We start from the raw sequence: 18150 nt of genomic DNA on the forward strand, positions 1-18150 counted from the left end.
TCAATGTCCTTCGTCGGAGAGCGCGGTTTCGGGGGCGTGGTTCGCGATGGCCTGGGAGAAGACGGGTTCGAGGTCGGGCATGAGGACGAAGCCGTCCTGCCACTTTCCGACGCCGCGGACGAACTCGGGCGGCCAGCCGTGCCCGACATGCGGCAGATCCTCGATGGTGGCGGGGTCGAACTCGGTGACGTCGTGCACCTTGTCGGCGATGACGGCGACGGTGACGATCTCGCCGGCGACCGGCACGTCGAGCACCACCATGCGGGTGTCCTCGGTGACGGGCTCCTGCGGCATCCCGAACGCGACGCGCAGGTCCGCGAGCGGCACGACCGCGCCGCGCACATTGATGAGCCCGCTCGAAAAGGCCCCCGCGCGGGGCACCCGCGTGACGGGCACGGGCTCCAGGATCTCGCGCAGCGCGTCGGTCGAGATGGCGATCATCTCGCCGCCGAGGCGCATCATGACGACGTTCATGGCTTCCTCATTCATGCCGCGCGGTCCAGCCACTGGCGCTCGGCGCGGCCGCCCTCGGCGGCGCGGCGCTCACCGGCCGCGCGGCCGAGCGCGACGAGCTGGGGGACATCGACGATGAGCGCGACGGTGCCATCGCCGAGGATGGTCGCGCCGGAGAAGCCGTCGAGGCCGGCATGGAGGCGCGAGAGCTGCTTGATGACGGTCTGGTTGTTGGCGACGATCCGGTCGACGACGAGGCCGACCCGCGCCCCGCCCGAGGCGACGACGACGACCTTCTGGAAGGCGACCGGCGGGGTGTCGACCGAGAAGAGCGTGCGCAGGCGCAGGAACGGGACGAGCGCGCCGCGGATGTTGAGGAAGGAGGACGAGCCGGTGCCGGCGGCGAACTGGTCCGGCAGCTCGACGCACTCCTCCACCGCCGCGAGCGGGATCGTGTAGTGCTCGCCGCCGATCTCGACGAGAAGACCGTCGATGATGGCGAGCGTCAGCGGCAGGCGCAGCGTGACGGTGGTGCCGTGGCCGGGCTCGGAGGCGAGCTCGATCTGCCCGCGCAGCCCGTCGATCGTGCGCTTCACGACGTCCATGCCGACGCCGCGGCCGGAGAGGTCGGTGACGTTCTCGGCCGTGGAGAAGCCGGGGGCGAGGACAAGGCGGAAGAGGTCCGCCTCGGCAAGCTGGGAATCCTCGGCGATGAGGCCGCGCTCCACCGCCCGCGCGCGGATCTTGCGCGGATCGAGGCCGCGCCCGTCATCCTTCACGCGAATGAGGACCTCGGCGCCGGAATATTCGGCGGTGAGGCGGATGGTGCCGGCCTCGGCCTTGCCCGCGGCGCGGCGCACGTCCGGCCCCTCCAGCCCGTGATCGGCGGCGTTGCGCACGATGTGGACGAGCGGGTCGGCGAGGATCTCGATGACGGTCTTGTCGAGCTCGGTCTCCTCGCCCTCGGTCTCGAAGCGGATCGGCTTGCCGAGCCGGTCAGACAGGTCGCGCGCGAGGCGGCGGAAACGGCCGGTGATGGAGCCGATCGGGACCATGCGCATCGACATGGTGGAATCGCGCAGGCCCGCGGCGAGGCGCTGGATGTCCTCGGCGACGGCCATCAGATGCGGCTCGCGCAGCTGATGGGCGAGGGCGGACAGGCGCGCCTCGGCGATCACGAGCTCGCCGACGCGGTCCATCAGCTCGTCGAGCCGCTCGGTGGCGACGCGCATCGTGTCCGGGGTGTTGCCTTGCGCGGGCGCGGCCGCCGGGGCCTTCGCGGCGGGGGCGGCCTCCGCCGGGGCCGCGTCGGGGTCGGACGACGGGGCGGCGGCCGCCTCGACGAGCGGCTCGATCGCGAGGGAGAGCCCATCGTCGAAGAACAGGAACACGCCCTCCACGGCGGCCCGGTCGACCGCGCCATGGAGCTCCACGACGAAGCCCATCCGGCAGTCGGTCGGGTCGAGCGCGTCGAGCGGGGGGATGCCCTCGGTCAGCGCGCGCACGCGGGAGGAGGGGGCGAGCGCCGACAACTCGTCGAGGAGGAGGGCGGGGTTGTGGCCGAGGCGCAGCGCATCGACGGGGAGGTGGAACGTCACGCGCATGCCCTCCGACGGGCCGTCGGACGGCGTCCCCGCGCCGCCATCGCCGACGGTGGCGGCGAGTTCGGCGAGGATCGCCTCGCTCTTCGCGACGGCTTCTTTCGGGTCCGTGAGGAGGTTCAGGATCTGGTCGCACGCCTTCAGCGACACCGCGATCACGGACGGCACGACGCGCGCCTCGCCCCGGCGGATCCGGTCGAACGCGGTCTCGAACTCGTGGACGAAGGCGGCGACCTCGGCATGGCCGAACATCGCGCCCGACCCCTTCACGGTGTGGAGGTCGCGGAAGACGGCATCGATCAGCGCCCGGTCGTCGGTCCGCTTCTCGAGGTCGAGCAAGCCGGCCTCGATCGCGGCGACGAGCTCGGTCGCCTCCTGTCGGAAAATGGCGGCGGGATCGGTGTCCTGCATCAGCCGACGATCTTCTTCACGACGCTGATGAGCTGGGCCTGGTCGAACGGCTTCGTCATCCAGCCGGTCGCCCCGGCGGCCTTCGCCTCGGCCTTGAGGTCGTCGCGCGACTCGGTCGACAGGAACACCACCGGCACGCCCATCGCGGTCGGAAGCTGGCGGAACTTCTTGATGAAGCTCAGCCCGTCGAGCCGGGGCATGTTCTGGTCGGTGATGATCGCGTCGAACCGCGTCGCGCCGGCCTTCTCCAGCGCGCTCTGGCCGTCGTCCGCCTCGACGACGGCGTAGCCGGCGCCGGTGAGCGTCATCTTGACCATCTGCCGGACCGAGGCGGAATCGTCGACCGCCAGGATCGTCTTCGTCATCTCGTTTCCTTTCTGGATCCGACCCCCGTCCAGGAATCGTCCTCGATCCGCGGTGCGCCCGCGTGCGCGGCAGTCAGTCCGAAGGCATCGAGCGCGGGGCCGAGCGCGCCCATACGCACGCCGGTGACCGCGAGCGTGGCGTCGCGGGCCTCCGCGGTCCGGTGTGCGGCATGGAGGAGCTGGACGAGAGCGAGCGGCGCCGTCGCCAGCTCCGCCACGTCGACGACCACCTTCCGTCCTGTCGTGAGCTGTTCCAAAAGCGCCTGATGAAGTTCGCCAATCGTCTCGAAATCACAGGATTCGATTGAGAGCGTCCCACTTGTCGCATCCATGCCTTGCTCCTCGCCGGGTTTGTGGTCTCGGTTGCTTGTCTGGACCTGAGGAGAACAGCTGTACGGCACGGACGATCCAGGCCGGTTTGGCCTAACTGTTTTGGATCGTCTGAGGATCGTCTCTTGGATGACTGCGTGGTTTGTTAATTTGTCTGTGAAATTCGCCAATCTGTATCTGTGGGAGCGGGCTCGATACTTCCGCCGTCAAAATTAGGCAGTCCTCACTGGCGGAGGGCTTGCGCCGTCAAGCGCTCGTGCTGGCGATGGGGCGAGGAAGGCGGCGTCCGCGGATTGGGGCAGGGGCTTGGGCCGCGCGTGCGGATGGCGCAAACGCGAACGGAGGCGACCCGAGGGGGCGCCTCCGTGTTTTGGCTCTCATGGGGTCGGCTCAGTAGCAGACCTTCTCCTTGCGCATCACGTAATGGCCGCGGCGCGGGTTCCAGACGCGCACCTTCTCGATGTAGCAGTCGCGCTGCCGGACCCGGCGGTGGCCGTGATAGCCGTTGTTGTTGTTGCCCGAGGCGATCGCGGCACCGAGGGCGAAGGCGCCGAGGCCCAGGATGGCCGCACCGGCGGCGGCGTTGCGGCCGCGGTTTCCGACGGTCTCGATCCCGGTGGCGTCGGTCTGGACCTCGGCCTTGGCGAAGCCGTTGAAGGGAGCCGCGGAGGCGGCGTTCGGGACGATGGCGGCCATCACGATGGTCAGCGCGGTGGTGGCGGCGATGATCTGGTTCTTCATGGTCGTCTCTCCTGCTCTGATGTTTGCTTCGGCTCTCCTGCCGACACACCGAAGATGGCGACGCCCTCGGAACCCGCACGTGACCCCCATCACAACGCGCGCTTTTCGGAATTCTCCTGTCAGTTCATGATGTTATGCGAAGAAAAGCGTGACGGCGGTCACATTCGGCGATCGCGCGGGGCGCGCGCGCGGCGATCGGTTCCGCGGGTCGAATGCTCAGCCGCGCGACACGAAATCCAAGCTGCGACGCAACAACCGTCCGGTTGAATTGGTTACTTGCAATTTTGTGATATAATTCTGCGTTGAAATAAAAATCGGCATGATGGATTGTTTGAATATGTCTCAATCCGGCCGAGGTTTTTGGTGAAATCGCTTCTCGTACGCGTGATCGGGATCATCGTTGCCGCTGTGCTCGCCGTGGCGCCGGCGCACAGTGCCGAGGTCTCGCCGACCTATCGGCCGTTCCTCGGCCAATGGTCGCCCGAGGTGCAATATTGGTTCTCAAGCGCCTTCGCGATCTACAAGCGGTCCTTCATCAAGGCCGACGGTCGCGTGTACGACCCGCAGAACGGGGGCATCACCCATTCGGAGAGCCAGGGCTACGGGATGCTCCTCGCGCTCCTCGCGGACGACAAGGAGACGTTCGGCAAGGTCTTCGGGTTCGCCAAGCGCGTCCTCCAGCGCTCGGACCGCATGTTCGCCTGGAAGTTCGTGCCGGGGCGCGGCACGCCCGACCGCAACAACGCGACGGACGGCGAGCTCCTCATCGCAACCGCCCTCTCGCTCGCCTCGATGCGGTGGAACGATGCGCGCTATGCGGCGGAGGCGGCGGCGATCGCCGACGTGGTCGGCCGCAAGCTGATCATCGAGCAGGGCGACTACACGCTGCTCCTGCCCGGCGAATGGGGCAAGCCGGAGCGCAAGGGGTCCGTCGCCACCATTAATCTCAGCTACTTCATCCCCATGACGCTGCCGGTGATGAACGCGCTCGCCCCCAAATATCCCTGGCGCAAGGTCTATGATGACAGCGTCCGGATGCTCGACGGGCTTATCCATCCGCCGTCCGAGTGGTCGAACGTCAACCTCTATGGCGAGACGGTCCCCGCGCGCGGCTTTCCGCCCGAGTTCAGCTACAACGCGATCCGCATCCCGCTCTATCTGCTGCAGGTCGGCGAGTACAACGCGACGGTGAACCGATTTCTCTACGAAGCGTGGGGGCCGCGCAGCGACAAGAACCCCTTCACCTTCGACGTGACGACCTTCCGCAGCGGCGACCGCTTCTGGGACAGCGCCTACGACTTCCTCTACGACCTCATGGTCTGTGCGCAGCGAGGCACCCCGGTCCCGCTCGAAAGCTATTCCATGAAGATGGACAACTATTACGCGTCGAGCATCCACCTCTTCGCGATCGCGGCGATGTACGCGCACTATCCGAACTGCGCCGCCGGCCTCGGCGAGTAGGGGCGGGCCGGCCTATTCGGCGGCGATCGCCCGCGCGCGGGCGGCGTCGACGCGGTGCTGGTTCGCGACCGCCCAGTCGCCGAGCGAGTCGAGCGGGCCGAGGAGGTCGCGCCCGAGATCGGTGAGCGCGTAGTCGACGCGCGGCGGGATCGACGCCGTCACCTTGCGGCAAATGAACCCATCCCGCTCGAGGTCACGCAGCGTCGAGGTCAGCATCTTCTGGCTGATATCGCCGATGTCCCGCTTCAATTCGGAAAAGCGCCGCGGCTCGGAACGCAGGCTCCGCACCACCACCACGGTCCACTTGCTCCCGATCCTAGCGAGGAGGTCGCGCACGCTGCGGCACGCGTCGTGGCTGTGCTCGGTCGCCATGGGTATCATCGAGGTGCCTCCGGTGTCGTGAAAGTGCCGTCTTGCCCTCGCCCGCGGGAGGGGCAAGTGAAGGGCAGCACTCTCCTTCAGATACCAGAGTATCAAATGAAAACCATCACCGTCCTCGTCGGCAGCCTTCGCAAGGATTCGGTCAACCGCACCTTCGCCCAGGCGCTCGAGAAGCTCGCCGCGGACAAGTTCCGGTTCGTCTTCCCGGACCTCGGCGCCGTCCCGCACTACAACGAGGATCTGTGGCAGGACCTGCCCCAATCCGTCTCGACGCTGAAGCGGCAGATCGAGGAGGGGGACGGGGTCCTCTTCGTCACCCCCGAATACAACCGCACCTTCGCGCCGCTCCTTGCGAACGCCATCGCCTGGGCCTCGCGCCCCTACGGCAAGTCGAGCTTCATGAACAAGCCGGGCGCGGTGATCGGCACCTCGCCGGGCGCGATCGGCGCGGCGGCGGGCCAGATGCACCTGCGCGCGCTCCTGCCGGTGGTCGGCGTCATCCAGCTCGGCCAGCCGGAGGTCTATCTCCAGTGGAAGCCCGGCATCGTGGACGCCGATCTCGCCTTCACCGACGCGACAACGCGGGAATTCCTGACGAAATTCATCAACGCGTTCGATACCTTCATCGATCGCACGGCGCTCGACGAGGCGGCCTGACCCAACCTCACGTCGCGACGATTGACCGGATCTGTCCGATCTATCATACAACTCGACTGATCATTCGATGTGACAGGCGGGCCGCGCCGCCCGCCTCGATGACGGGCGAGGAGTGTGATGGACCTGCGCGAACGGTTGGAATCCCCGGTCCCGGTCGTCGCGCCGGGCGTCTATGACGCGCTGACCGCCTCGATCGCCGAGGCGGCCGGCTTCGAGGCGCTGTATCTGTCGGGTGCGAGCATCGCCTACACCCGCCTCGGCCGCCCCGATATCGGCCTCGTCTCCATGAGCGAGGTCGCCGACACGGTCGCGATGGTGCGCGACCGTGTCGCCCTGCCGCTGATCGTCGACGCCGACACCGGCTACGGCAACGCGCTGAATGTGGAGCGCACCGTCCGCCTCTTCGAGCGGATGGGCGCGACCGCGATCCAGCTCGAGGACCAGACCCATCCGAAGCGCTGCGGCCACCTGAAGGACAAGGCCGTGATCCCCGCCGCCGAGATGATCGGCAAGGTGAAGGCGGCCGTCGATGCGCGCGCGAGCGAGGCGACGCTGATCGTCGCCCGCACCGACGCGATCGCGGTGGAGGGGGCCGAGGCCGCGCTCGACCGCGCCCGCGCATACGCCGAGGCGGGCGCCGACATCCTCTTCATCGAGGCGCCGTCGTCGCGCACCGAGCTTGCCGCGATCGCGCGCGAGGTCGCGACGCTGCGCCCGCTGCTCGCGAACATGGTGGAGGGCGGGACGACCCCGCTGGAGACGGTCGACGATCTCGGCGCGCTCGGCTTCCGCCTCGTCATCTTCCCCGGCGGCATCGTGCGCGCGCTCGCCCGCACCGCGCGCGACTACTACACCTCGCTCGCCGCCAACGGCACCAACGTGCCCTTCCTCGACCGCATGTACGATTTCAACGCGCTGAACGGGCTGATCGGGACCCCGGAGATGCTCGCCCGCGGCAAGGCCTACGAGGCGGCGGGGGCCGCCGCGATCCGGGATGCGGAGGACAAGGCGTGAGCGCGGCCGCGGCGGCGACGCTCGATCCCGTCACGCTCGCCGTCCTGAAGGGCCGGCTCGAGCAGATCGTGGACGAGATGGACGCGACGCTCTACCGGGCCGCCTTCAACCCCACCATCGCCGAGGCGAAGGACGCCTGCCACGGCATCTACCACCCCGAGACCGGCGACACTCTGGTGCAGGGGGCAGGCGGGCTCCCGATCTTCGTCGGCGCGATGGCCTTCGCCGTGCGCGCCGTCATCGACAAGGTGGCGCGCGAGGGCGGGCTCGCGCCCGGCGACACCTTCCTCTTCAACGACCCTTATGATGGCGGCACCCACCTCAACGATTTCCGCCTCGTGCGGCCGATCTATCGGGACGGGTCGCTCTTCTGCTGGATGGCCTCGGTCGGCCACTGGCTCGATATCGGCGGCAACGTTCCCGGCGGCTACAACCCGAAGGCCGTGGAGAGCTTCCAGGAGGGTGTGCGCATCCCGCCGGTGAAGCTCGTCTCGGGCGGGGCGATGAACGGCGACATCGTCGCGATTCTCGCCGCCAACTCGCGCGTGCCGACCTCCAACTGGGGCGACCTCAACGCCCAGCTGAACGCCCTCGATCTCGGCGAGCGACGCCTCGGCTCCCTCCTCGACGATTATGGCCGCGCGACGGTGGAGAGCGCGTTCGAGGCCTTCTCGGCGCGGGCGGAGGCGCTGATGCGCGCCGCGATCGAGGGCCTCCCCGACGGCACCTACTCGTTCGAGGACGTGCTCGACAATGACGGGATCGTCGACGTCCCGCTCACCGTGGCGCTCGACCTCACCATCGCGGGCGACACGATGCGGCTCGACTTCTCGCGCTCCTCGGGCGCGGCGCAGGGGCCGATCAACATCTCCCGCTCCACCACCATCGCCGCCTGCTACGTGGCGCTGAAGCACATCTTCACCGACGTGCCGGCGAACGCGGGGTGCCTGAGGCCGATCTCGTTCGCCATCACCGATGGCTCGCTCCTCGGCGCAAGCGCGCCGAAGCCGGTCGCGGGCTACACCGAGACGATCCTGCGCCTCATCGGCGTCGTCTTCGGCGCGATCGCGCAGGCCGATCCCGGCCGTGCGCTCGCCGGTCCCTTCGGCACCATCAACGCGCTGTCGATCGCCGGTCACCGCGCGGACCGGAGCCGCTGGGTGATGTTCTCCTTCTTCGGCGGCGGCCTCGGCGGGAGCCCGATGTCGGACGGGCTGAACCACGCCAACAACCCGATCTCGACGGCGACGATCCCGCCGGTGGAAATCCTTGAGGCGGCCTATCCGGTGATGTTCACGCAGTGGGCGCTGCGGCCGGATTCGGCCGGGGCCGGGATCCATCGCGGCGGCGTCGGCGCGGTCTACGAGGTGGAAGTGCTGACCGATGCCGACGTCTCGCTCCTCGGCGAGCGGGGGAAGAAGGGGCCATTCGGCGTCGCGGGTGGCGGCGAGGCGGCGCTCAACACGTTCGCATGGGAGAGCGCGGCCGGAGCCGGGAGCCCGCCGATGGTCTCCAAGGTGACGGGCGTGCGCGTTGCGGCGGGCGGCCGGGTGCGGCTCGAAACGCCGGGCGGGGGCGGGTGGGGCGACCCTGCCGCGCGCGACCCCGACGCCGTCGCGCGCGACGTGCGGCTCGGCTTCGTGAGCCGGGATGCGGCGCGCGCGGTCTATCGCGTCGCCATCGCCGAGGACGGCGCGGTCGATGCAGCCGCCACTGAGGCCCTGCGCGAAGGGGCGCGGGCATGAGCGGGCTCGGCACCATCGTCGGCGTCGATGTCGGCGGCACCTTCACGGACCTCTTTTATTTCGACGAGGCGACGCGCGCCTTCCGCACCGCCAAGGTGCCGTCGAACCGGGGCGACGAGGCGCTCGGCTTCCTGAACGGCCTCTCGACCTTCGGCGCTCTCTCCGCGCTCCATTCGGTCGTCCACGGCACCACCGTCGGCACCAACGCGCTCCTGGAGAGGAAGGGCGCGAAGGTCGGGCTCGTGACGACGCGCGGCTTCCGCGACGTCCTCGAAATGCGGCGGCGCGACCGGCGGCGCACCTGGGGCCTCACCGGCGATTTCGTCCCCGTGGTGGAACGCGATTTCCGCGTCGAGGTCGACGAGCGCACGCTCGCCTCGGGCGAGATCCGCACCCCGGTGGATCCGGCCGAGGTGCGCGCCGCGGCCGAGCTTCTGCGCGACAAGGGCGCGGAGGCGATCGTCGTCGTCTTCATGAACGCCTACGCCAATCCGGCGAACGAGGTCGCGGCGCTGGAGGCGATCCGCGCCGTCTGGCCGAATGAGCACCTCGAATGCTCCTCGGCGATCCTGCCGGAGATCCGCGAGTTCGAGCGGACCTCGACCGCCGTCCTCAACGCCTATCTCCAGCCGGTGGTGGGGTCCTATCTCGCGCGCCTCGAACGGGCGCTTGCGAGTGAGGATTTCGCCGGCCGCTTCCACATCGTCCAGTCGAATGGCGGGGTGATGTCGACCGAGACGGCGCGACGCCTGCCGGGCCGCACGGCGCTGTCCGGGCCCGCGGCGGGCGTCATCGCGGCGGCGGCGATCGCGAAGGCGGCGGGCTTTCCCGACGTCATCACCGGCGATCTCGGCGGCACCTCCTTCGACGTGTCGCTGATCCTGGGAGGCGAGACGGCGCTGGCGGCGCAGACCACCATCGATTTCGGCCTCGTCATCCGCAATCCCATGATCGAGATCACGACGATCGGCGCGGGCGGCGGGTCGATCGCCCATGTCGACGCCGGCGGCCTCCTCGAGGTGGGGCCGGAGAGCGCGGGCTCGCGGCCCGGCCCGGTCTGCTACGGCGCTGGCAACGACCGCCCGACGCTCACCGACGCGAACGTCGTCCTCGGCCGCATCAACGCGGCGCGGCCGATCGGCGGGGCGCTGGAACGACTCGATGTCGAGGCCGCGAAGGCCGCGATCAAGGCGCATGTCGCCGACCCGCTCGGCCTTGGCGTGATGGAGGCGGCGGAGGCGATCGTGCGCGTCGCCGACAGCAAGATGGCGGGCGCGATCCGGCTGATGTCGATCGAGCGCGGTCACGACCCCTCGCGCTTCGCGGCGGTGCCGTTCGGCGGGGGCGGGGCGCTCCATGCCGGCGCGCTCATCAAGGATGTCGGCCTCAAGGCGGCGCTCGTCCCGCGCTATCCGGGCGTCACGTCGGCGCTCGGCTGCGTCATCGCCAACATCCGCCACGACCAGGTGCGCACGCTGAACCTGTCGCTCGCCGGGATCGACGCCGCCGCGCTCGACAAGCGGATGGTGGAGGAGGCGGAGGCGACCCGCGCCGTTGTCGCCGACGCCCGCCTCGCGGTGGAGCGGATCGATACAAGCTTCGCGCTCGATATGCACTATGTCGGCCAGACCCACACCCTCTCCGTCCCTCTCCCGGTCACCTTCGACGGGGCGGGCACCGGGATCAGCGAGGCGACGATTCGCACCGCCTTCGAGACGGCCTACGAGGCGCAGTTCGGCCGCCTGCTGCCGGGCGTTCCGATGCGCATCGTCAATCTGCGCACGAGCGCGATCGGCGTGCGGCCGCCCTTCGACCTCGCCTCCCTCGCGCCCGAAGGCGGCACTGTGGAGGGGGCGCGCACGGGCACGCGCGAGGTCTGGTTCGACGGCGCCTTCCACACCGCGACGATCTACGACCGCCTCGCCCTCCCGGTCGGGGCGCGCATCGACGGCCCCGCGATCCTGGAGCAGCCGGACGCGACGACCGTCGTCGACCCGGACCTTGCCGCGCGGATCGATTCCTTCGGCAACCTCATCGTGGAGAGGAAGGCATGATCGCGTCCCCCGTGCCGATGGAGCGCACGGCGCTCCTCATCGTGGACCTGCAGAACGACTTCATGCACCCGGAGGGGGCCTATGGCCGCGCCGGGCAGGGCGCGGCGGCGATCGCGGCGCTGCCGGAGCGCCTCGCCCCGCTCGCCGCGCTCGTGCGCGCGCATGGCGGGTTCATCGTGTCGACGCAGTTCACGCTCGTTCCCGGCAAGGGCGGCGAGCCGCTGATCTCGCCGCACCTCAAGGCACTGCGCCCGTTCCTCGCAAAGGGCGACTTCTTGCCGGGCGCGTGGGGGCATCAGCTCGTCGACACGCTCCAGCCGGCCGACCTCGTCGTGGAGAAGATCGCCTATTCGGCCTTCTACATGACGCGGCTCGAATGGGTGCTGCGCAAGTGCGGGATCGAGCGGCTGATGGTGGCGGGCATCGTCACAAATGGCGGCGTCGCCTCCACGGTGCGCGAGTGCCATGTGCGCGACTTCGACACGATCCTCCTGGAGGACGGCTGCGCGGCCTTCTCCGCCGAGGTCCACGAGACGGCCGTGAACGCGCTCCGTCCCGTCGGCCGCGTCGCGACGATTGCCGAGATGATGGAGGAGATCGGCCCGGCATGAGCGGCATTCTCCAGTCCGACGAGGCGTTCGACGCGTCCGTCCCCGTCCTCGTGATCGGCGCGGGGGCGGCGGGGCTCGTCGCCGCCCTTTCGGTCAGGGAGGCGGGCGGCGAGGCGGTGATCCTGGAGCGCGATCCGCTGCCGCGCGGCTCCACCGCGCTCTCGGCCGGCCTCGTCCCTGCCGCCGGGACGCGATGGCAGCGCGAGGCGGACGTCGCCGACAGCCCGGCCCTCTTCGCGGCCGACATCATGGCGAAGGCGAAGGGGACGCCCGACCCCGCGACCGTCGCGCGGATGGCCGAGACGGTCGGGCCCGCGCTCGAATGGCTCGCGGACGCGCACGGCCTGCCATTCTCGCTCGTCACCAACTTCAACTATCCGGGCCACTCCGCCCACCGGATGCACGGCCTGCCGACGCGCTCGGGCCTCGAACTCGTCGACCGGCTGCGCGAGGCGGTCGAGCGCGCCGACATCGCGATCCTCACCGAGGCGCGGGCGCGCGATCTCGTCGTCGGCTCGGACGGGACGGTGCGCGGTGTCGTGATCGAGCGGCCGGGCGGCGGCGAGGAGCGGATCGGCGCCGAGCGGCTCATCCTCGCCTCGAACGGCTATGGCGGGAACAAGGCGCTCGTCGCCGAACTGATCCCGGCGATGCGCGACGCGCTCTATTTCGGCCATCCCGGCAATGAGGGCGACGCGCTTCTGTGGGGCCGTGCGCTCGGCGCGGCGACGCGCCATCTCGGCGGCCACCAGGGGCACGGCAGCGTCGCCCATCCGGCCGGGATCCTGATCACCTGGGCGACCATCATGGAAGGCGGCGTGCAGGTGAATGCCGAGGGCCGCCGCTTCTCCAACGAAGCGTCCGGCTATTCGGAGCAGGCGGCGGCCGTGCTCGCCGAGCCGGGCGGGGTCGCGTGGACCGTCTTCGACGCCCGCATCGCCGAAATCGCGGCGCAGTTCGAGGACTATCGCAACGCCGTCACAGCCGGCGCGATCCTGGAGGCCGACACCGTCGAGGGCCTCGCCGCCGCGATGCGCGTGCCCGCCGACGCGCTCGGCGCGGCGCTCGACGATGTGGCGCGGCTGAAGGCGGAGCGCGGCGTCGACGAATTCGGCCGGCGCTTCGCGGGCGTGCCGCAACTCGCCGCGCCCTTCCGCGCCGTCCGCGTCACCGGCGCGCTCTTCCACACCCAGGGCGGCCTCGTCGTCGACGGTTCGGCCCGCGTCGTCAGCGGCGATGGCGGGCCGATCGCCAACCTCTTCGCCGTCGGCGGGGCGGCGTGCGGCGTCTCGGGCGGAGACGCGAGCGGCTATCTGTCGGGCAACGGGCTCCTCTCGGCGGTCGCGCTCGGGCGGATCGCGGGGCTCGCTGCGGGAGCCGGCCAATGAGCGGCGGGACGGCGCGGGCGACGACCGATCCCCTCAAGACCCAGACCGTCTATCTCATCCTGCGCGACCAGATCCTCTCCGGCGAATGGGCGCCGGGAGACCGTCTGCCGGGCGAGCCGACGCTCGCGGCCGGGCAGGGCGTCTCGCGCGTTACGGTCCGCCGCGCGCTCGCCCAACTCGCCGAGGAGGGGCTCATCGAGCGGCGCGCCGGGGCGGGCACCTTCGTGCGGGTCGACCGGGCGAAGGTCGGCACACTCATCACCGACGTCGCGAACGCGTTCGGCCATCTCCTCGAGATGGGGCGCTCCACCGATGTGCGCCTCATCGCCTTCTCCTATGTGCGCGCGCCAGAGCCCGTGCGCGTCGCGCTGGGGCTCGGCGAGGGGGCGGTGGTGCAGCGTTCGGTCCGCGTGCGCCTCATCGACGGGACGCCCTTCTCCTACCTGACGGCGCATGTGCCTGAGGAGATCGGGCGGGTCTATTCGGAGACCGACCTTGCGCACCTCCCGCTCCTCGAGCTGATGGAGCGGACGGGCCTGCGCACGCACCACGCCCGCCAGGAGATGACGGCCGTCCTCGCCGGGCCGGAGGTCGCCGAGGCGCTCGGCGTCGCGGTCGGCTCGCCGCTGGTGTCGCTGTCGCGCGTGGTGTTCGGTCCGGCCGACGAGGGGATGGAGCACCTCCACGCCCTCTACCGGCCCGACCTCTACAGCCTGCGCATGGACCTCGTGCGCACCGGCCGGGAGGGGGCGCGCCACTGGAGCGCCAGCGCCGGCGCGGACGCGCGCAAACGCTGAAGACGCTGGCGCGACACCCACTTCCCGCCTTAAGGATTGCTCAGAAGCGACCCAAGGGCGGGGTGCCGATGCGGTGCTCCGGTGAACGACAAGAAGGATCACCCATTGAACACCTATGATTTCACCGGCCGTGTCGCCGTTGTGACCGGCGGCGCGCAGGGCATCGGCGGCGCCGTCGCGACCCTCCTCGCCGCGAACGGCGCGCATGTCGCCATGTGGGACCTCGACCGCGCCCTCGCCGAGAGCCATGCCGCGACCATCGGCAACGCCGCCGCCTTCGATGTCGACGTCGCAAGCTGGAACTCGGTCCAGTCCGCCTACAAGGACACGGTGCGCACCTTCGACAAGGTCGACATCCTGGTGAACTCGGCCGGTATCGCCGGCATGAACGCGACCGTCCTCGACTACCCGGTCGAGGAGTTCGCGAAGATCTGCGCGATCAATCTCAACGGCACCTTCCACGTGAACAAGGTCGTCGTCGGCGCGATGAAGGCGCAGAATTATGGGCGCATCGTCAACATCGCCTCGGTCGCCGGCAAGGAAGGCAACCCCAACGCCTCGGCCTATTCGGCCTCGAAGGCGGGGGTGATCGGCTTTACCAAGTCGCTCGGCAAGGAGCTTGCCGACCACAACATCTCGGTCAATTGCGTGACGCCGGCCGCCGCCCGCACCCGCATCTTCGACCAGATGAGCGAGGAGCACATCGGCTACATGCTCGCGAAGATCCCGCGCGGGCGGTTCCTGGAGGTGGAGGAGGCCGCGCGCATGATCGCGTGGCTCGTGAGCGAGGAGAACTCGTTCACCACCGGCGCGACCTTCGACCTGTCGGGCGGCCGCGCGACCTACTGAGCGGGGAAGGGCGGCCTGGTGGCCGCCCGATCGAGCCAAGAAGGGCGGCCGGGTGGTCGCCCGATCGAGCCGTGAAGGGCGGCCGGGTGGGCCCGCCCGTCTCAGTCGCGGATGGTGATCGCGGTGTTCTCCGGCCCGACGGTGAGGACGAGATCGAAGAACTTCTCGGCGTCGGCCGGGTGGAGGCGCACGCAGCCGTGCGAGGCGGGGCGCCCGAGGCTCCCGGTCTCGTAGCTGCCGTGGATCGCGTAGCCAGCATCGTAGAAGACGGCATTCGGCATCGGCGCGCCGTCATATTGCTGGGAGAAATAGTCGCGGTACATGCGCTGCGGGCGGAAGGTGCCGCGCGGGGTGCGGTAGCCGGCGCGCCCGGTCGAAACGCTCCATGAGGCGAGGGCCTCGCCCTTGTAGATGATCGTCAGCACCTGCTGGGAGAGGCTCACCTCCGCGACCAGCGTCTTCGCCGCGGCGGGCGCGAGGCTCAGGAAGAGGACGGCAAGTGCGGCGACGATACGGCTCATGCGGGGATTCTCCGGCCGGCGAGGTGTTCACGAAGTCTTTCTTCGCATTGGGATAAAGAGAGAGCGTTCAAAAACTCCTACGGTGCGCCCACATCGGCCGTCGAGAGTGGAGACTTCCCATGTCCGTGATGATCGCTGGCCTCATCCTCTTCCTCGGCGTGCACTCGCTGCAGATCGCGGCCCCCGTGCGCGCCGCCGCGATGGCGCAGCTCGGCCCGCGCGGATACCGCGCCGCCTATACGGTTCTCGCGCTGATCGGCTTCGTGCTGATCGTCGTCGGCTACGGGTCGTGGCGCTTCAACGGCGCGCCGCTCCTCTACCAGCCGCCGGTCTGGGGCCGGCACCTCGCGCTCCTCCTGATGTGGTTCGCGTTCATCGCGCTCGCCGCGGCGAATGCGCCCGGCCACATCAAAATGATTCTCAAGCATCCGATGCTCGTCAGCGTGAAGATCTGGGCGCTCGCCCATCTCCTCGCGAATGGCGATGCTGCGACAGTAACACTCTGTCTGGCGTTCCTCGCCTGGGCGGTGGTCGACCGAATCTCGGTGAAACGCCGCGAAAAGGCTGGACTTCTCGTCCCGATGACGGCGACGCCGCGCTGGCGCGCGGACGCGATCGCTGTGCTTATCGGGACGATCGTTTACATCCTATTTGTTTGGAAGCTGCATCTGTGGCTAATAGGGGTTTCGCCGATCGCCATGAGTGCGGCGACGTGAGTTCAGCCCGACCGGAAATGTGATGTCCGATATCTTTCACGAAGTCGAAGAGGATCTGCGCCGAGAGCGCATGAAGAAGGCGTGGGACCGCTACGGCATCTATGTCCTCGGCGCCGCCGTCCTCATCGTCCTCGTCACGGCCGGTTGGCGTGGCTACGAGGCGTGGCGCGTGTCGAGCGAGCGCGCCGCGGGCGAGACCTACATCGAGGTCCTCGACCAGGTGCAGGGCGCCGGGACCGAATCGACCGCGCAGGCGCTCGAGCAATATGCCGACAGCGCGCCGGCCGGCTACGCGATGCTCGCGAAGTTCCGCGCCGCGACGGCCTTCGCCGATCTCGGCAACACGGACCAGGCCGTGACCCTCCTCAACGAGATCGCGGACGAGCGGGACAATCTCGCCATCTATCGCGACCTCGCGCGGATCCGCCTCGCGCAGATCTATCTCAACAATTCCGATCCCTCGTCCGCGAAGGCGGCGATCGGCCCGATCGCCCAGGACGCCGGCAACGCCTACACGCTGACGGCGCAGGAGCTGATGGGTCTCGCAGCCTACATGGAGAACAACGTGCCGGAAGCCCGGCGGTGGTTCACCTCGTTGCAGGACGCGGCATTGTCGACCCAGGCCGCGAAGCAGCGCGCCCGCCTGATGCTCGCCCTGCTGACCCAGATCTCGGGCGCGGGCGACACGGCCTCCGCCGGAGAGAGTGCGGCTCAGGAGACGAACTGATGCGCGTGATGATCCCGATCCTTCTTGCGGCGGCCGTCGGCGGCTGTGGCTCGATCAGCGATCTCAACCCTTTCGGCTCCAAGGACGAGCACCTCGTCGGCGAACGCGAATCGGTGTTCTCCACGAACAGCCCGATGATCGACGCCAACGAGCGCAAGACCGCCTCGATCGGCCCGGTCCGTCCCAACTCCGATTGGCCCCAGCCCGGCGGCAACGCCAAGAACGACCCCGGCCATCTCGCCTATAATGGCGGTGGCGCGCGCGCTTGGCGCGCGACGGTCGGCTCGTCGAGCACGTTCGGCATGGGCTCCATCTCGCGCGGCTCTCCGCGCATCTCGGCGCGCCCCGTCGTCTCGGGCGACCGGGTCTATGTCTACGCGCCTGACGGCACGGTGACGGCGCTCTCCGCTGGCAATGGCGGCCGCGTCTGGCAGGTCTCGCTCCGCCCCGATGGCGAGCGTGACGCGGGCGCCGGCGGCGGCGTGACGGTCGAGAACGGCAAGGTTTTCGCTGCGACCGGCTACGGCCAGGTCGCCGCCCTCAACGCCTCGAATGGCGACGTGCTCTGGACGCGCGATCTCGACGCGCCGGCGCGCGGCGCGCCGACGGCGGGGGCCGGCAAGGTCTTCGTCGTCTCGCAGAAGAACGAGGTCTACGCCATCAACCAGGAAGATGGGACCGAGGCCTTCACCTATGCCGGCATCCCCGAGCAGGCCGGCCTTCTCGCCGTCTCCTCGCCCGCCGTCTCCGGCGACAAGGTGGTGATTCCCTATTCCTCCGGCGAAGTGATGGCCTTCTCCGTCTCCAGCGGCGAGCCGGCCTGGCAGAGCTTCGTCACGCGCTCCATGCGCACCCTCGCGGTCGCCGGCCTCACCGACGTGTCGGGAAGCCCCGTGATCGAAGGGGACACCGTGTTCGCGACCGGCGTCTCGGGCCGCACCATCGCCGTCAATCTCGGCAATGGGGACCTCCGCTGGGAGCGCAATATCGGCTCCGCCCACACGCCGATCGTCTCGGGCGACGCGCTCTTCATCGTGGACCTCGGCGACCGGATGGTCGCGCTCAACAAGTCCACCGGCGTCACGCTGTGGATGACCGAGCTGCCGAAGCCCAACAAGAAGAAGGACCACGCCTATGCCGGGCCGGTCCTCGCGGGCGGGTCGCTCTACGCGGTCTCCAATGACGGACGCCTCGCGCAGATCGAGCCGTCGTCCGGCAAGCTCCTCAGCGAACGCAATATCGGGTCGGCGGCCTACACGGCGCCGATCGTTGCCTCCGGCCAGATGATCATCGTCTCGGACGCGGGCGAGATCACGGCTCTCAGATAA

At 69.4% G+C, this 18150-nt stretch carries 19 protein-coding genes; 12 read left to right on the forward strand and 7 right to left on the reverse strand.

The window, feature by feature from the left end; translation table 11 throughout:
- The 5 genes from DBV35_RS08460 to DBV35_RS08480 all read right to left on the reverse strand — a co-directional run bounded on the left by DBV35_RS08460 (position 1) and on the right by DBV35_RS08480 (position 3901).
- A complete protein-coding gene (locus DBV35_RS08460) occupies positions 1 to 489 on the reverse strand; it encodes a chemotaxis protein CheW (protein ID WP_205648512.1) in 489 nt (162 codons plus the stop codon).
- Complete coding sequence (locus DBV35_RS08465; protein WP_108659719.1) at positions 486 to 2465, reverse strand: chemotaxis protein CheA; 1980 nt, start codon at positions 2463 to 2465, stop codon at positions 486 to 488. Before DBV35_RS08465 ends, DBV35_RS08460 begins: the two co-directional genes overlap by 4 nt.
- Complete coding sequence (locus DBV35_RS08470) at positions 2465 to 2830, reverse strand: response regulator (RefSeq protein ID WP_108659720.1); 366 nt, start codon at positions 2828 to 2830, stop codon at positions 2465 to 2467. Before DBV35_RS08470 ends, DBV35_RS08465 begins: the two co-directional genes overlap by 1 nt.
- Complete coding sequence (locus tag DBV35_RS08475) at positions 2827 to 3162, reverse strand: STAS domain-containing protein (RefSeq protein ID WP_108659721.1); 336 nt, start codon at positions 3160 to 3162, stop codon at positions 2827 to 2829. The genes DBV35_RS08470 and DBV35_RS08475 overlap by 4 nt, the downstream gene beginning before the upstream one ends.
- A 388-nt stretch (positions 3163 to 3550) precedes the next feature.
- Positions 3551 to 3901, reverse strand: a complete 351-nt coding sequence (locus DBV35_RS08480; RefSeq protein WP_108659722.1) for a hypothetical protein — start codon at positions 3899 to 3901, stop codon at positions 3551 to 3553.
- A gap of 363 nt (positions 3902 to 4264) precedes the next feature.
- On the opposite strand from DBV35_RS08480, the gene DBV35_RS08485 reads away from it, so the two are divergent.
- Positions 4265 to 5362 carry a family 8 glycosyl hydrolase gene (locus DBV35_RS08485; protein ID WP_157961642.1) on the forward strand — a complete coding sequence of 366 codons (1098 nt, stop codon included), beginning with the start codon at positions 4265 to 4267 and terminating at the stop codon, positions 5360 to 5362.
- Positions 5363 to 5374: 12 nt separating this feature from the next.
- Here the strand turns inward: DBV35_RS08485 and DBV35_RS08490 are convergent, their stop codons facing one another.
- Complete coding sequence (locus tag DBV35_RS08490) at positions 5375 to 5734, reverse strand: winged helix-turn-helix transcriptional regulator (protein WP_108659724.1); 360 nt, start codon at positions 5732 to 5734, stop codon at positions 5375 to 5377.
- 105 nt (positions 5735 to 5839) lie between these two features.
- Between DBV35_RS08490 and DBV35_RS08495 the strand changes: the two genes are divergently transcribed.
- The 8 genes from DBV35_RS08495 (at position 5840) to DBV35_RS08530 (ending at position 14858) form a co-directional block, all read left to right on the forward strand.
- The gene (locus DBV35_RS08495) at positions 5840 to 6400 is read left to right on the forward strand and encodes an NADPH-dependent FMN reductase (RefSeq protein ID WP_205648513.1); all 561 of its coding nucleotides are present in this window, start codon (positions 5840 to 5842) and stop codon (positions 6398 to 6400) included.
- A 117-nt stretch (positions 6401 to 6517) separates the two neighbouring features.
- On the forward strand, positions 6518 to 7414 hold the full coding sequence (locus tag DBV35_RS08500) for an isocitrate lyase/PEP mutase family protein (RefSeq protein WP_108659725.1): 897 nt from the start codon (positions 6518 to 6520) through the stop codon (positions 7412 to 7414).
- Positions 7411 to 9159, forward strand: a complete 1749-nt coding sequence (locus tag DBV35_RS08505) for a hydantoinase B/oxoprolinase family protein (protein ID WP_108659726.1) — start codon at positions 7411 to 7413, stop codon at positions 9157 to 9159. The genes DBV35_RS08500 and DBV35_RS08505 overlap by 4 nt, the downstream gene beginning before the upstream one ends.
- Positions 9156 to 11213 carry a hydantoinase/oxoprolinase family protein gene (locus DBV35_RS08510; RefSeq protein WP_108659727.1) on the forward strand — a complete coding sequence of 686 codons (2058 nt, stop codon included), beginning with the start codon at positions 9156 to 9158 and terminating at the stop codon, positions 11211 to 11213. Before DBV35_RS08505 ends, DBV35_RS08510 begins: the two co-directional genes overlap by 4 nt.
- The gene (locus tag DBV35_RS08515; protein WP_108659728.1) at positions 11210 to 11824 is read left to right on the forward strand and encodes a cysteine hydrolase family protein; all 615 of its coding nucleotides are present in this window, start codon (positions 11210 to 11212) and stop codon (positions 11822 to 11824) included. Before DBV35_RS08510 ends, DBV35_RS08515 begins: the two co-directional genes overlap by 4 nt.
- Positions 11821 to 13212, forward strand: a complete 1392-nt coding sequence (locus DBV35_RS08520; RefSeq protein WP_108659729.1) for an FAD-dependent oxidoreductase — start codon at positions 11821 to 11823, stop codon at positions 13210 to 13212. The genes DBV35_RS08515 and DBV35_RS08520 overlap by 4 nt, the downstream gene beginning before the upstream one ends.
- Entirely contained in the window at positions 13209 to 14009 is an 801-nt protein-coding gene (locus tag DBV35_RS08525) for a GntR family transcriptional regulator (RefSeq protein ID WP_108659730.1), read from the forward strand. The genes DBV35_RS08520 and DBV35_RS08525 overlap by 4 nt, the downstream gene beginning before the upstream one ends.
- A 105-nt stretch (positions 14010 to 14114) precedes the next feature.
- Entirely contained in the window at positions 14115 to 14858 is a 744-nt protein-coding gene (locus tag DBV35_RS08530; protein ID WP_108659731.1) for an SDR family NAD(P)-dependent oxidoreductase, read from the forward strand.
- 101 nt (positions 14859 to 14959) lie between these two features.
- On the opposite strand, the gene DBV35_RS08535 is transcribed toward DBV35_RS08530, so the two are convergent.
- On the reverse strand, positions 14960 to 15379 hold the full coding sequence (locus DBV35_RS08535) for a L,D-transpeptidase (protein ID WP_108659732.1): 420 nt from the start codon (positions 15377 to 15379) through the stop codon (positions 14960 to 14962).
- 119 nt (positions 15380 to 15498) lie between these two features.
- On the opposite strand from DBV35_RS08535, the gene DBV35_RS08540 reads away from it, so the two are divergent.
- Genes DBV35_RS08540 through DBV35_RS08550 form a run of 3 tightly spaced genes read left to right on the forward strand, consistent with a single transcriptional unit; the run spans position 15499 to position 18150 of the window.
- Entirely contained in the window at positions 15499 to 16095 is a 597-nt protein-coding gene (locus tag DBV35_RS08540; protein WP_108659733.1) for an NnrU family protein, read from the forward strand.
- Between the two features lie 22 nt (positions 16096 to 16117).
- A complete protein-coding gene (locus tag DBV35_RS08545) occupies positions 16118 to 16822 on the forward strand; it encodes a tetratricopeptide repeat protein (RefSeq protein ID WP_108659734.1) in 705 nt (234 codons plus the stop codon).
- Positions 16822 to 18150 carry a PQQ-like beta-propeller repeat protein gene (locus tag DBV35_RS08550; protein WP_108659735.1) on the forward strand — a complete coding sequence of 443 codons (1329 nt, stop codon included), beginning with the start codon at positions 16822 to 16824 and terminating at the stop codon, positions 18148 to 18150. Before DBV35_RS08545 ends, DBV35_RS08550 begins: the two co-directional genes overlap by 1 nt.

It is taken from the genome of Acuticoccus kandeliae (assembly GCF_003073115.1).